This is a genomic window from Pseudomonas izuensis (genome assembly GCF_009861505.1).
Taxonomy (GTDB): Bacteria; Pseudomonadota; Gammaproteobacteria; order Pseudomonadales; family Pseudomonadaceae; genus Aquipseudomonas; species Aquipseudomonas izuensis.
On the sequence record NZ_WTFT01000003.1, the window covers coordinates 94656 to 107931 of the forward strand.

General features: G+C 54.5%; 12 protein-coding genes. 7 read left to right on the plus strand and 5 right to left on the minus strand.

Annotated elements, in window-relative coordinates:
- Positions 1–230 precede the first annotated feature (230 nt).
- A complete protein-coding gene (locus GPL81_RS02235) occupies positions 231–1715 on the plus strand; it encodes a sensor histidine kinase (protein ID WP_160105021.1) in 1485 nt (494 codons plus the stop codon).
- Here GPL81_RS02235 and GPL81_RS02240 read toward each other — a convergent pair whose 3' ends face one another.
- Positions 1716–2411 carry a response regulator gene (locus tag GPL81_RS02240; protein ID WP_160105022.1) on the minus strand — a complete coding sequence of 232 codons (696 nt, stop codon included), beginning with the start codon at positions 2409–2411 and terminating at the stop codon, positions 1716–1718. It abuts the gene before it with no gap.
- 198 nt (positions 2412–2609) lie between these two features.
- Here GPL81_RS02240 and dusA point away from each other — a divergent pair, with 198 nt between their 5' ends.
- Positions 2610–3605: a tRNA dihydrouridine(20/20a) synthase DusA gene (dusA, locus tag GPL81_RS02245; RefSeq protein ID WP_160105023.1), complete on the plus strand. Its 996-nt coding sequence runs from the start codon at positions 2610–2612 to the stop codon at positions 3603–3605.
- Positions 3606–3652: 47 nt separating this feature from the next.
- On the opposite strand, the gene GPL81_RS02250 is transcribed toward dusA, so the two are convergent.
- Positions 3653–4483, minus strand: coding sequence for an undecaprenyl-diphosphate phosphatase (locus tag GPL81_RS02250; protein WP_160105024.1), 831 nt, complete (start codon positions 4481–4483; stop codon positions 3653–3655).
- 602 nt (positions 4484–5085) lie between these two features.
- Between GPL81_RS02250 and GPL81_RS02255 the strand changes: the two genes are divergently transcribed.
- From GPL81_RS02255 to rfaH, 5 genes are all read left to right on the plus strand, one after another.
- The gene (locus GPL81_RS02255; RefSeq protein ID WP_425502500.1) at positions 5086–5826 is read left to right on the plus strand and encodes a winged helix-turn-helix domain-containing protein; all 741 of its coding nucleotides are present in this window, start codon (positions 5086–5088) and stop codon (positions 5824–5826) included.
- Positions 5827–5855: 29 nt separating this feature from the next.
- Positions 5856–6611 carry an EAL domain-containing protein gene (locus GPL81_RS02260; protein WP_160105025.1) on the plus strand — a complete coding sequence of 252 codons (756 nt, stop codon included), beginning with the start codon at positions 5856–5858 and terminating at the stop codon, positions 6609–6611.
- A 34-nt stretch (positions 6612–6645) separates the two neighbouring features.
- The gene (locus GPL81_RS02265; RefSeq protein ID WP_160105026.1) at positions 6646–7332 is read left to right on the plus strand and encodes a winged helix-turn-helix domain-containing protein; all 687 of its coding nucleotides are present in this window, start codon (positions 6646–6648) and stop codon (positions 7330–7332) included.
- A 352-nt stretch (positions 7333–7684) separates the two neighbouring features.
- Positions 7685–9079: an undecaprenyl-phosphate glucose phosphotransferase gene (locus GPL81_RS02270; RefSeq protein WP_096512603.1), complete on the plus strand. Its 1395-nt coding sequence runs from the start codon at positions 7685–7687 to the stop codon at positions 9077–9079.
- 115 nt (positions 9080–9194) lie between these two features.
- A complete protein-coding gene (gene rfaH / locus GPL81_RS02275) occupies positions 9195–9701 on the plus strand; it encodes a transcription/translation regulatory transformer protein RfaH (protein WP_096512604.1) in 507 nt (168 codons plus the stop codon).
- 50 nt (positions 9702–9751) lie between these two features.
- Here the strand turns inward: rfaH and GPL81_RS02280 are convergent, their stop codons facing one another.
- From GPL81_RS02280 to GPL81_RS02290, 3 genes are read right to left on the minus strand one after another with little or no spacing between them, the layout of a single operon-like run.
- Positions 9752–11842 carry a YjbH domain-containing protein gene (locus GPL81_RS02280; RefSeq protein ID WP_160105027.1) on the minus strand — a complete coding sequence of 697 codons (2091 nt, stop codon included), beginning with the start codon at positions 11840–11842 and terminating at the stop codon, positions 9752–9754.
- Positions 11839–12606, minus strand: a complete 768-nt coding sequence (locus GPL81_RS02285) for a capsule biosynthesis GfcC family protein (RefSeq protein WP_160105028.1) — start codon at positions 12604–12606, stop codon at positions 11839–11841. The genes GPL81_RS02280 and GPL81_RS02285 overlap by 4 nt, the downstream gene beginning before the upstream one ends.
- Positions 12603–13262 carry a YjbF family lipoprotein gene (locus tag GPL81_RS02290; protein WP_281354984.1) on the minus strand — a complete coding sequence of 220 codons (660 nt, stop codon included), beginning with the start codon at positions 13260–13262 and terminating at the stop codon, positions 12603–12605. The genes GPL81_RS02285 and GPL81_RS02290 overlap by 4 nt, the downstream gene beginning before the upstream one ends.
- Between the last annotated feature and the right edge of the window lie 14 nt (positions 13263–13276).

Below are 13276 nucleotides of genomic sequence, written 5' to 3' on the forward strand. Positions count from 1 at the left end.
AGGCAGGCTCCATGGGATATACCCGGCGCAAGACCGGCGTCGCCACGGCCACCATGTCTTATTGACCGCCCCCGCCTCCGTCCACCCGTGAAGCTGTCGGATCGCTCTACAGTGAACTACTGTCAGTCATGGGCGTGGCGCCTACAGGGACGCCCGCCCCGGCATTTTCCAGATGTCCGTTGAGTTGCAAGGTTTTCCAACCGACTGATCACGTTCAGGGAACCAGGCAGATGGCAAATGCAGACGTCGAATCAAAAAACGCGACTTTTATCGCGCAGGAGACTGAGAGTTTGATCGGACCTGCCCCGGTTTCCGGTGCGGCCCGCAACGGAATCTGGCGCACCCGGATCACGGCGCAGGCGCGCGATCTGAGTCGCTCGACCCAGTTTGTCATTGCCGCCGCGCTGATCCTGGGACTGACCATGTTCTTCGTCGGCAATCTGGTAAGCGTAGGCATAGAAAATGCCGCGGTACAAAGCGCGGCAGAAGCAGGCGCTCAGTACATGGATACATTCCTGGAGCCCTATGTTCAGGAGATGAGCCGGGACAATGGCCTTTCGGCTGCAAGCGTCCAGTCCCTGGACCGCCTCACACAAAGTCGTTCGCTGAAACAGCACATTGTCTCGATCAAGATCTGGCGAGCGGATGGCACGGTGGTCTACAGCACGAACAAAGCCATCACCAACCACAAATTCCCACTGGATGAGATCAGGGAGGCACTCAAAGGCAACGTGGTCACCGACCTTAAAGACCTGGACGAGGATGAGAACGAGTTCGAACGTGAGCTCAACCTGCCGCTCTATGAGATCTATGCGCCCCTGCGGGACTCCAGTTCCGGAAAAATCATCGCGGTGGGCGAGTTTTATGAAAAGGCCGATAGCCTGAAACGCGAGGTCAATCAGGTCCGGGAGCAGGTATGGGTGGTCGTTGGCGCCGCGACGCTGGCCATGCTGACGTTGCTTTTCTTCATCGTGCGGCGCGGTGACAAGATTATCCAACAACAACAAGTGGCACTGCGCTTACGGCTGCAGGAGCAAACCCGATTGCACATCAGCAATGCCGAACTCCAGCGCAAGATAGCGACGGCGACCCAGGAGTTTTCCCGTGTCAACGAACTCACCTTGAGGCGCATTGGTGCAGACCTGCACGATGGGCCGGCGCAGTTATTGACCTTGATTCTGATCCGGCTCGACGACTTGGTCGAAAATTGCTCCGCTGTCGACCAGGAATCGCTGGAAACCATTCGTGGCGCCGCCACCGACGCATTGCGTGAAGTCCGCGATTTGTCCCGAGGTCTGGCACTTCCGGAAATCAACGACTTGAGCCTGGTGGAAGAGTTGCAACTGGTGGCGCAACGGCACGAGCAACGCACTGGCACCAAGGTCACATTAAACCTGGCGCGGCTGCCGAAGTTCGCGCCACTGCCGCTCAAACTCTGTTTGTACCGTTTTGTGCAAGAAGCCCTCAACAACGCTTACCGTTATGCCAACGGCGAGGGACAGGTCATTCACGCGCGATACAGTGATCAAGTATTGAACATCAGCGTCAGGGACAGTGGTCCAGGCATGGCGGCGGATGCCATGCTGCTCGAAAAATCCGGCAGAACCCGATTGGGGCTCGCCGGATTGCGTTATCGCGTTGAGTCTCTGGGCGGGTTATTCAGTATCGATTCCTGCGCCTCTGGTACCTCGGTAAATGCACAGTTCAAACTCTAGTCAGGAGCCATTCCGGGGATCCATTTGGTTTTTTCCCACGCCAGGATGAAGCCGCCCGACCGCTTCGCGCTCCCAATAACGCCGTAGGGCAGCGACCGCTTCGACACGATTTCGGGCGTGCAGTTTCTGCATCACACTGCTCATGTGGTTCTTGACGGTTTGTTCGCTGATCAACAGCTTTGACGCAACTTCCTTATTGGTCAGCCCCGTTGAAACTTCACGGATGACCTGCTCCTCGCGGTGGCTCAGATCCAACGTGCGAATTTCCGCTTCGTGTTCCTTGATGTTACTCAGCAGCTTGTTGGCAACCTCGGGGGTGATATAGGTCTCACCCTTGGCAACCGACCTGATCGCCTGGACGAGTTGCGGTCCGCTGACACCTTTCAACACATACCCACGCGCGCCAGCCTCCAGTGCCAAAAAGGCGTCATCTTCGGATTCTGAAACCGTCAGCATCAGCACCTTCACCGACAACTGCGTGGAAATGAACCGCACCGCGGCGAACACATCGCCCGGCATATTGACGTCCATCAACATCACGTCCGGACGCGTCCTCTGGGCAATATCCCTGGCATCGTCCGCATTGGCGCCCTGCTCGACGACGTGAAGATCCGCCCGTTTTTTCAATGTATTGGCAACGCCCTCACGCAACAGCGGATGATCGTCGACAATGCCGATGCGAATAAGTGGATTCATTACGCGCTCCCTATAGGACCTGCACTCGAACACCCATTGATTAATAGCAGGTAACCGGGGATGACGCCTGTTGCCAACCGTGCAAAATGGGGACACCCGTTAGCCGGTCTCAAGTCAAGGCTAAAAGCCACCTCAGCCCCACACCCCCATACCTGTTAAACTCCCCCACCTCCCAGCCTCACCGATTCCAGATCCCCAATGCCCGTAACCATTGCCACACCCGCCCCGCTCTCCCGCCGTTTCTCCGTCGCGCCCATGATGGATTGGACTGACCGCCACTGCCGGTTCTTCCTGCGCCTATTGTCGAAAAACGCCCTGCTCTACACCGAAATGGTCACCACCGGCGCGCTTCTCAACGGCGATCACGAACGCTTCCTGCGCCACAACGAAGCCGAGCACCCGCTCGCGTTGCAGCTCGGTGGCAGTGTGCCGCTGGACTTGGCTGCCTGCGCACGCATGGCCCAGGACCACGGTTACGACGAGGTGAATCTGAACGTCGGCTGCCCGAGTGATCGGGTGCAGAACAATATGATTGGCGCGTGCCTGATGGGGCATCCGCAGTTGGTGGCCGATTGTGTGAAGGCGATGCGCGATGCGGTGTCGATTCCGGTGACGGTGAAGCATCGCATCGGCATTAACGGGCGCGACAGTTACGAAGAGTTGTGTGATTTCGTCGGTACGGTTCGCGAGGCCGGATGCACAAGTTTTACCGTGCATGCGCGGATTGCGATTCTGGAGGGGTTGTCGCCGAAGGAGAACCGTGACATTCCGCCTCTGCGTTATGACGTGGCGGCACGGTTGAAGGCGGATTTTCCGGAGTTGGAGATTATTCTCAACGGCGGGATCAAGACGCTGGAGGCCTGCCACGAGCATTTGCAGACATTTGACGGGGTAATGCTGGGCCGAGAGGCGTATCACAACCCTTATGTGATGGCGCAAGTGGATCAGCAGCTGTTCGGCAGCACCGCACCGGTGATTACGCGCGCCGAGGCGCTGGCGCAGTTGCGGCCGTATATCGCCGCACACCTCGATGCAGGCGGTTCGATGCACCACATCACGCGGCATGTGCTGGGGCTGGGCACCGGGTTTCCGGGGGCACGCAAGTTTCGGCAGTTGTTGTCGGTGGATATCCACAAGGCCAAAGAGCCGTTGGCCTTGCTGGATCAGGCGGCGCAGTTGCTTGAAGGGCGTTAAGCATTACCCGATACCAGGCTGCTGATCCCGCAGCCTGGTGCTGGTGTTCAGTGCGCCGCTTCAGTCCAGTTGACCCAGCCAAATCCCCATGTCGCCAGGATCAGCAATCCGAATACGATCCGGTACCAGGCGAATGCCGCGTAACTGTGGCTGGCGATGAACTTGAGCAAGCCACGAACGGCGATCATGGCGAATACGAACGCCGTCACGAAACCCAAGGCAAAAACCGGCAGGTCGCCAGCCTGGAACAGGTCTCGATACTTGTAGCCGGAGTAGACGGCGGCGCCAACCATGGTCGGCATGGCCAGAAAGAACGAAAACTCCGTCGCAGCCTTGCGCGACAGTCCAAACAGCAATCCACCGATAATGGTCGATCCTGAGCGTGAAGTGCCCGGTATCATCGCCAGGCATTGCACGAAACCCACTTTGAGTGCGTCCGTCCAGCGCATATCGTCGACATGATCGACGCACACCACATGTTCGCGGCGCTCGGCCCACAACATGATCACGCCACCCACCACCAATGCCATCGCCACAGTGATCGGGTTGAACAGGTATTCGTGAATCTTGTTGGCGAACAATACCCCCAGGACAACGGCCGGCATAAAGGCGATCAATAGATTCAAGGTAAAACGCTGCGCATTGCGCTGGGTTGGCAAACCACTGACGATTTCGAGGATCTTGCGACGAAACTCCCAGACCACCGCGAGGATGGCGCCGAGCTGAATAATAATATTAAACGCCATTGCCCGTTCGCCGCCGAAGTCGAGCAAGTCCGCGACAATAATCTGGTGCCCGGTACTTGATATAGGCAAGAACTCCGTCAGCCCTTCGACCGCCCCCAGGATCAACACCGTGATGGTCGTCCAAAAATCCATAAACTCCCCGTTAGCCCCTGGCAGCACGCGCGTCAGGGGACTGATGACTACTCGAACGATTGGAATTTTCGCAACGAAGCTCATTCCGGAAAAAGCCAAACATCCAGACTGACCTTAGTTCAATCCGATGATTACCATTTGGCGAACGCGAGATTAAAACGCATTAGAGATCGCATTAAAACTGGCTGTTATCAAATGTCCACCACCAACACTAACAAACAGAAGTTATATATCAGTTATTATTGGATATACCTTTACCAAAACCGTCGGTAAACGCCCTCTACAGGCAACTAATTTTCAGGGCTAATTGATCCTCCAGGAAAAAGCGTAAAACGATTCACGCTTCAGTCATACGCACAGCTTATCGGTTCGGAAAATCAGGATGCCCATGCAAAAAGATGGCACAATGCTATACCGTGCTAACCTCTGCGGATTCCTGGACAATTCGGCTGTCCACACCCAACGATCACGTCCGATTGTTCGGCAATGTTAAAAAAAACGTGTCTACCGCATCAAATTTTGGTGAAATGTTACCAATTGTCAGTCACAAATGAGAATTGGTGCTTTAACATCCAAACGTCTGCACCCAGCCGAGTCAAAGCATGATGCTTACAGGGACCAAAACGACTTCAATTCACAGCCACGCAAAGGAGCAGACAGGGATTCTCACCATCGGACGGACCCATATCGTAGCTGAGGGTTTCAGGGAATTAGTCGCCAGCCATGCAGGGACCGATATAACCGTTGATGCAGCGTGCTACAGCAATTCGTTCAATAGAAACAAGCACCTTGATTTGTATCGGGCGGTTTTTGTCGTCATTGATAGCCCCCAGGCGCTTGATGAAAGTATTGCCTTGATTGAAGGCCTTCGTGCCGACAATTTGGCGTCAATAATTATTGCAGCCATCACGGGCTCAGGCACCTACAACAAGATGAAATATTATCTTGCCGGCGCCGATTACTGCATAAAGTTCAATAGAACGCCTGATGATAGCGCCGAGGTGTTTTCCGAGGTCTTTAGTAGCCCGGAATGGCAGAAGAAAGACAATCTGCTCCTGGACCCGACTCGCATGTGCCTCATCGGGGACTATAAAAAGCTTGATGTCTCGTTTGCAGAAATGAAAATTCTTGAAGCCTTTTCTCAAACGAAAACCCAGATATTGAGCCATGATGAAATCGCCAAAGTCATGGGGCTCAATATAAATTTCTATGACCCAAGAGCCTTGGAAAAATCGATCAGCCGCCTTCGCGGCAAAATAAAAGGCATGTATGGCACCAACGCCATTCAAAGCATTCGTGGGTATGGATATCGTTTAATCAGGGGTTTGATTTCTACCACCTGATTATTTATGTGCAACGGAGTTTTTGCATTATGAACGCAACCGGATGCGTGCCTCGCTTCGACCGCGCGGATCAACACTTTTCTCGGCAATTGATTCTTACACGCGATGGCTACCCATTTGCCAGCGAGATCAGAATACAATCCGACGATAGTCTGATTCTGTCCGCTATTGACTCTGGCGCACCAGCAGCGCATCAGATGGGTGGCATCTACAGCGAAGTACTGATGCAGACCCGGCTGAGCGCCTTTTCGTTGAAAAACCGCAACAGCGCTAGCGAAAACAAACATCTGAGCCGCCGATTCGTGTGTGTAGAACAGTCTGCGCTCACCCATGCCGAGCTCACTGAAGACTTGATCCGGTGCAGCGACATCCTGCGTGGTTTTGGTCAGACGCTGGTGATCGCACTAAACGAGCTGCCTGTGTCGATGGACAGTTTTACCGACAAAAAAAATGTCCTCCACAACGTATTTCAATTAAAAGATCACGGCATAGAAATCGCATTCGATGGCTTCGATATCTACGACGAAAGTATCGAAACATACACAACCCTGAATCTATTCGACTATATAAAGATTTCCATTTCGACCTTAGACTTGGATCTTAAGCTCACGGGTAACCCAGACCTTTTCAACCGACTTTACGAACGCATGATCCTGCAAGCGCACAATAATAAAGTCTGCTTTATAGCGGACAGCGTCGAGCATGCTGCCAGCCATGTGCTGGCGCGAGCGTTGCCCTTTGACTATTTCCAAGGGAGCCATTACTCCCCTGCCGAAAACCTTTAATCCCATTACCAGGCGTGCACATCAGGAGAGAGCCATGGATAGCAGCACAAACCTCCTCAGAAAATACTTTGTTGTGGTAACCCATAACCCCGCACTACAGCTGGAGCTGGAGGCACTACTCTCCAGCAAGCGATATAACTCGTTCGGTACGTCACAAGCAAAAATGTTTGTGGAAAGCGTAACCCCTCCTTCCTCCGCTCCAAAACTAATGGAGTTTATTTTCCCGCACGTGGACAGAATGGTTTCGCCTGTTATCAAGCATGATACACAGCGCGTTCTTTCGACATTCAAGTCTGAGTGGCAAGCGGCCCAGTCCGACACTCAATTCGATAACATCGTCTGCTTCGCAGATGATGCCGGGGATGACACCAGGGATTGCGTCTCCAACTCGGCCGAACAATGCAACCCTTTTAACGAAACCTGGCGATTAAGCAATGGCAACGGCGTACTGATCAAGGATGATGTAGAGATTGTCTTGACTGGACTGGAGGCCACCCTGCTCAAGACAATGCTGCATCATGATGATCGCGTGGTCAGCAAGGACGATCTTATTCGCAGCATCGGCAGAGAACCCGAGCATTATCGCGGTCTCGAAATGTGCCTGAGCCGACTCCAGGAAAAGTTCAAAAGCGCCAGCAATGGCGAGCGTCTTTTTCGTGCAGTCCGCAACCGAGGGTATTGCCTGATACAAAAAATCACCCGAGGGAAAGGCCTGACCTGAGTTAATGAAACGGCCATCCCAGGTAGTGCACTACAACAATAAAAAAGCACACCGCCTCACTTCCCCATCTGCCTCTTCTCTTCTATAAACCCCACCCCACAAAACCGGTTTATCGACCATTTCTAACACGCCTTGCTTGCCCAATATATCAACCGAAACATACCACCCCCCATCGTTAAAAGTCGTCAGACAGCATTCAAACCAATCACTTACTCTATTTACTGGCGACAGCGCCGCCCTTGGCGTTTCAGTTCGTCAACGGTTGGCTATCTAATAAAAACAATAATACATGCCAGATCAACTTTGGTTCTTGTCTGTCGACACGGAAATGAACGTATTTTGGGGATATCGCATGGTTAACAATCTTCGTATCAATCGAAATACCACTCTCAAAGGATTGACCTTCTGGGGACAGTGGGCAATGGGTCAGGGCTTTGTTGTCGCCCTGTTACTTCTATTGGTTTATTACCAGAATGGAAACGTAGAATTCTATTATCGAGTATGCGCAACACTCACTGTACTTGCATCCGTGCCCGCCTATACCTGGTGCGGCGTCTATGCAAAGCAAGATAATTACCTGGAAGGTTTGATAAGACTCCTGATGGGTTGGTCAATGACGTTGGCAGCGTTAGCTATTGTCGCGTTTCTCTGCAAGGCCAATGAGCTGTTTTCCCGTCAGATCATTCTGATCTGGGCCATCTGCAGTTACATCGGGCAGGCGTTGTTATATGTCCCGTTGCATGGCTTCTCGAAATACTACCAACGCTCACTTCAACGAGAGCGGAAAACGCTGATTGTCGGTACTGGCGATCTGGCATTGGGGTTGGCCAACAAGCTTCGTACCCTTGAGCATTTCCCATTGGTCGGCCTGGTCAGTTCGGACGCCACGCCCTTGATGACTGAGGGTGCGCCACCTGTTGTAGGCCCGCAGGAGGCACTGCTGGAACTGATCCAGACCCACGATATCCGCCGCCTGTACATCACACTGCCGTTGAGTGAAGCAGCACAGATCGAGGCCATGTATGGCGACCTGCTGGATGCCCACGTCGATGTTGTCTGGGTACCGGACTTGAACAGCCTGACGCTGCTCAATCACTCGGTCAGTGATGTAGATGGCCTTCCGGCGATCCATTTGAATGAAAGCCCGCTGACCAGCCAACCCACCGCCGCCCTGAGCAAAAGCCTGCTCGATAAAAGCGTGGCGCTGATGGCCATTGTCGTTCTGAGTCCGTTGTTGTTGGCGATTGGCCTTGCGGTCAAACTCACCTCCCAGGGTCCGGTATTCTTCAAGCAGGATCGCCATGGCTGGAATGGCAAGGTCATTCAGGTCTGGAAGTTTCGCTCGATGCGCGTGCACGATGACCACGAAGTGAAGCAGGCCAGTCGTAATGACTCGCGGATAACGCCGATCGGACGCTTTATCCGCCGCACTTCAATCGATGAGTTGCCGCAGTTGTTCAATGTCTTGCAAGGCCATATGGCTCTTGTTGGGCCTCGTCCGCATGCCATTGCTCACAATGATTACTACTCCGGCAAGATTCTCGCCTACATGGCTCGTCACCGAATCAAACCGGGTATCACCGGACTGGCTCAAATCAGCGGTTACCGCGGCGAGACCGACACCATCGACAAGATGCAGAAGCGCGTCGAGATCGACCTCAAGTACATCAACAACTGGTCGCTGTGGCTGGATCTGAAAATCCTGGTGAAGACGCCATTCACCTTGCTGTCAAAAGACATTTATTGACGGCGAGCCTCAATTTGATGGTGCGCCAGCGGATTAATCAGGGGACGAAAGTCCCCTTTTCGCTTGGTCCGGTGCAACTCAAGACTAAACAACTCGCCAAGTAAGGAAGACTCGGATGATCGCGAGTAAACAATATGCCAAACCCGCCTGGTACCTGATTCACTGCAAAGCCAACCAGGATGAGCGCGCCGAGGAAAATCTGCAGCGTCAGGGTTACCAATGCTATCGCCCGACTTATCGTCGCGAACGCCTCCTGCGGGGCAAGCGGCAGACACTCTGCGAGTCGCTGTTTCCCGGCTATCTGTTTATCCAGCTCAGCTTACACGACAACTGGGCACCCCTGCGTTCGACGCGAGGCGTATTGAGGACAGTCAGTTTTGGCGGTCAGCCTGTAGCGATTGCTGATGATGTGATTGGGCATCTTCAACTGCGCGAGCGCGAACCGTCGGCACAATCGTTGCTGACACAGGGCGACCTGGTGCGTATCAACCAAGGGAGTTTTGCGGAGCTGGAAGCGCTTTTTCTAGCGATGGATGGCGATGAGCGGGTTGTGTTGCTGATGAACTTTTTGCAACGCGAGCAGCGTATTAACCTGCCGCTGTCGAGTGTCACCAGGCTGTAGGAACCTCAGGGCGATCTGCAAGGCATACCCACCTTGCAGATCGCCAATCATCACTCGGTAATCTTCTCGAAGTTGCGATAGAACAAATCGCTGTCGCGGCTATCGGTCATCGTGTGCAACGAGTAACTACGATTCAGCCGCGCACCACCATCCCGGGTCAAAGGCGCCCAGACGATGTTGGCACGACGCATCGTCGACATGCTCATCAACTCGTCGAAAGGAATGGAGATGTAGATTCCCTTGTCGAAACTACCCTCGCCATACTCCTCTTTAGTCGCCGTGGTCAGCGTGACCCAGCCACCAAATCGCACGCCGTTACGGAACTCACGGGACAGGTCGATCGTAGTGCCCCAGTCCCGGGCCAGATAACGGCCCACGCTGACAGCCGCCTGTGCTTCGAAAGGCAAGTCGGTATAGCCGGTGACGTGCCCCGTGACGGTCGAGTAGTCACGCAGACCAAAGCCCTGGTCAAAGTCACGCTGGCGAACGAAGTTCAGATCGGCACCGACGGACCAGCGCTGGCCCGCCGGGCGAAACAGTACCTCACCGCCGACCCCGGCAAACATGGACTCCAGATACCCCCCGTAGACCATGCCATAAAGATCCTTGTCCAACTGCTTGGCGTGGTTGAGCTGGAACGTCGGCATGGTGACGTCGGAGGTCGTCAGATACTTGCGCAGGTCTGTGCGTACTCGAGGTAATCCACTCGGTGCGTCGTAGGTAAACTTGTCATAGTTATTCAACAAGTTGACGCTCAGCAAACCACTCCACCAGGTATTACGGGTGAAGCGATATTCAGCGTCGGCATCGGCAGTGACCTGATAGAGCAAGCCATCAGGTCCACCGATGTTCTGTTTGTACCCCAGGCCCAGCCCATAAGAGAAAGGATCCCGCACCCCGGTATACAGCGTGGTCTCGGTGTGCGGTACCGCGGCATTGACGTCGGTTGCGCGATGCAGGTCTTGTAGAGGCTCTTCGTTCTTGACCACCTCGCGGAAGGTTTCGCGGGGCACACTGGTTTCTTCCAGAGGCATGTCGTACCGCTTGTTCACCAAGGTGAACCAGTCGATATCGTCGTTGACACTGTTATCCAGGATTCGGCTGGCCCGGCCGACGGCTTTCGCCGAATAGAAGTAACGGGACTGCTCGCCATACACCAACAACTCAGAGCCACGCTGAGTGATGCGCTCCACTTTATAGCCGGCATTATTTTGCAGGCGTTGGGACACGTTGGCCCAATCGACCTGCTCCGGGGGAGTAGCAGGCGTTTGAGCGGGAAGAGGCTCCGCCGGCGGGTCGTAGGTCTTCGTGGGCGTCTTGCGGCTGGCAAAGTTGGTGTGCAGGGTAATACCGAACATGGCGGTATTGCCGCGCTCCCAGGCAGCACTGAGGTCAATCGAGTCTGTCAGTTTGTACACGGCGCCGATGTTGATGGGCGTGTCTTGTTTGATCGGGTTGTCGAGTGGCTCGTTTTTATAGTCATTACCTTCGTATTCGAGTTTCAGACTGAGCGGCGCCCAAGGTGTCTGGTAAGACACACCGCCAAACAAGGAGGGGGACCCTCTGAAATAGGAATCCGTATTCACATCGCCCGCTCTAGCAACTGCAGCAGAGCTCTGCGGGCGATCATCGAATTTGTCGTCAAACACAGAAAGCGGGTTTGTGAAATCGCCACGATTGCCGATGTAGCCCCAGGCGACTCCGAGACTGAAATCAAGGTCGCCAGCACGCTTGTTTGCTACGAAATATTCACTGGAAAACAACCCGGTACCGCCAATGTCCCGGAAGCCCAGGGCAACTTCTGGCAACCAATGGGTTTCTTTCAAGAGCCGGGCTTTTGCATCGATAGCCTTGTCCTTGAAGCTCTGGTCGCCACTTAATGACTCGGGGCCGTATGCACGGTTGGTGATGGCGGTATATCGAAACGAGCCTTCAAGCCAGTCAAAAGGCTGCAGCGAGAGACTGTAACGACTGTAGGGGTCGGTTCGACTGGCATTGACACTCAGCTCACCGGCAGGCGCCATGCGTGCGGTGGGTGTCTGCAACAAGCCCACACCACCGAAATCATTCTGGGTATAACGCGGCTCTCCATGAGCCAAACCACAAGGTAACAACAGAACGGCTGCAAAACGTAACTTCAAGGGGCCACCTCAGCCACAGGTTGAGTGGCGAGGAATTCGGCCAACTGCTGATTGAGTTCGGGTGTAGGCGGGTCAAGATCATCGTTCTTGATCGGCACGAGGATTTTGCTGCCGGCGGCGGGCCAGTGCCCCTCCTCCCGATTCCACAAGGCAATGCCTATCCGCTGGGTGTGGCCATCGGGCTGAATAATCCACAGGTAGTCCATCTCGGCATCGGCGGAGGACTGACAAGCCTGCAGATAGTCACGGGCTTCCTGCATTGCGCGATAAGGCAGCCGGCAAGGTTTCGCGACAGCGCCCAACACTTCCACGGTATCTGGACGAAGTGGATAGACAAGATGGTCGCCATCATCGATGCGATCGTTGAGGGCAAACCCGACCTCGACCGCAACAGGGTCAAGCACTGCAACCTGGCGACCCGTGACCGGTAGTCGAGCGACCTCCTCATAGAGTTGGTCGGCCAAGGATGCCCGGGCAGGCTTGTTAAACAACAAGGCACCACGCTGCAGTACTTTCAGATCAAACAGTACGCCGACTTTCAACCGGCGCTGCTCTTCCAGCAAAGGCTGGCGTAACCAGGCGGCAGCCAACCAGTAACTTTCAGCATTGGGTTGTGCAGCGGTCATAACATCCAGCAAACGGGCGCCTGGCTGGATCTTGAATGGGCCGGGACTGCGAACATCACCACTGACAGTGACGTCGGCATGGCCCAGGCCTGAGCCAGCTAATAGCAAGCCGGCAAACACTATATTCAGACGCTTCAATGAATAGCTCCCTGCTGAGAACGCAACTGAATGAACTTCAGGGAAATTTGAGGCGTTAGATGCTGTTCGCTCTGAATGACGAAACCATCCTGTGGCCTGACCCAGTAACGATTGACCGTATGGAAATCTATTTGAGGCGCATCAATGCGCTCATCAACACGGACCAAGGCATACGTCTTGTCCATCACCTTGACGTCCTCGATGCCTTCCTGGGTAAACCGGCTGCTCACGGCAATCCCGACGTGGTAGCCGTCATAGATATCGATCCAGCGGGTGCTGCTATAGCCGTCGGGCAGCCGATGCAGTCCACGCTTGAACGGCGACTCACCCTCCCAGCGGGTGCCATCGAGGTTGATACCGAGCCCGACGCTGCGCACGATCAAACCGTCGCGCATCAACAACACCTGCTTACCGGAAGCGACCCAGAACTGCAGGTCGCCACGCTGGCGAATCATTGCCATCACGCCCTCGCTGGAGGACGTGGTGACTTTGATCTGAGGAAAGGGAACAGCGTCCACCTGAGCCTGGGTCAACTCCAGAGAGTCGGGCCCCACGGCGGACGCTTTAAGGGTATCGAAAGAGGCCTTCATCAGTGGGTTACACCCACACAGCATGAAAGCCATCGCCAAGCAGGCGCTGCTGCGCAAAATATTCACGGGTAGAATTTGCC

Bases quoted from the DNA above. Each gene is read 5' to 3' on its own strand.
- GPL81_RS02235 (WP_160105021.1), top strand. From the start codon at position 231: ATGGCAAATGCAGACGTCGAATCAAAAAACGCGACTTTTATCGCGCAG.
- GPL81_RS02240 (WP_160105022.1), bottom strand. From the start codon at position 2,411: ATGAATCCACTTATTCGCATCGGCATTGTCGACGATCATCCGCTGTTG.
- dusA (WP_160105023.1), top strand. From the start codon at position 2,610: ATGCCCGTAACCATTGCCACACCCGCCCCGCTCTCCCGCCGTTTCTCC.
- GPL81_RS02250 (WP_160105024.1), bottom strand. From the start codon at position 4,483: ATGGATTTTTGGACGACCATCACGGTGTTGATCCTGGGGGCGGTCGAA.
- GPL81_RS02255 (WP_425502500.1), top strand. From the start codon at position 5,086: ATGATGCTTACAGGGACCAAAACGACTTCAATTCACAGCCACGCAAAG.
- GPL81_RS02260 (WP_160105025.1), top strand. From the start codon at position 5,856: ATGAACGCAACCGGATGCGTGCCTCGCTTCGACCGCGCGGATCAACAC.
- GPL81_RS02265 (WP_160105026.1), top strand. From the start codon at position 6,646: ATGGATAGCAGCACAAACCTCCTCAGAAAATACTTTGTTGTGGTAACC.
- GPL81_RS02270 (WP_096512603.1), top strand. From the start codon at position 7,685: ATGGTTAACAATCTTCGTATCAATCGAAATACCACTCTCAAAGGATTG.
- rfaH (WP_096512604.1), top strand. From the start codon at position 9,195: ATGATCGCGAGTAAACAATATGCCAAACCCGCCTGGTACCTGATTCAC.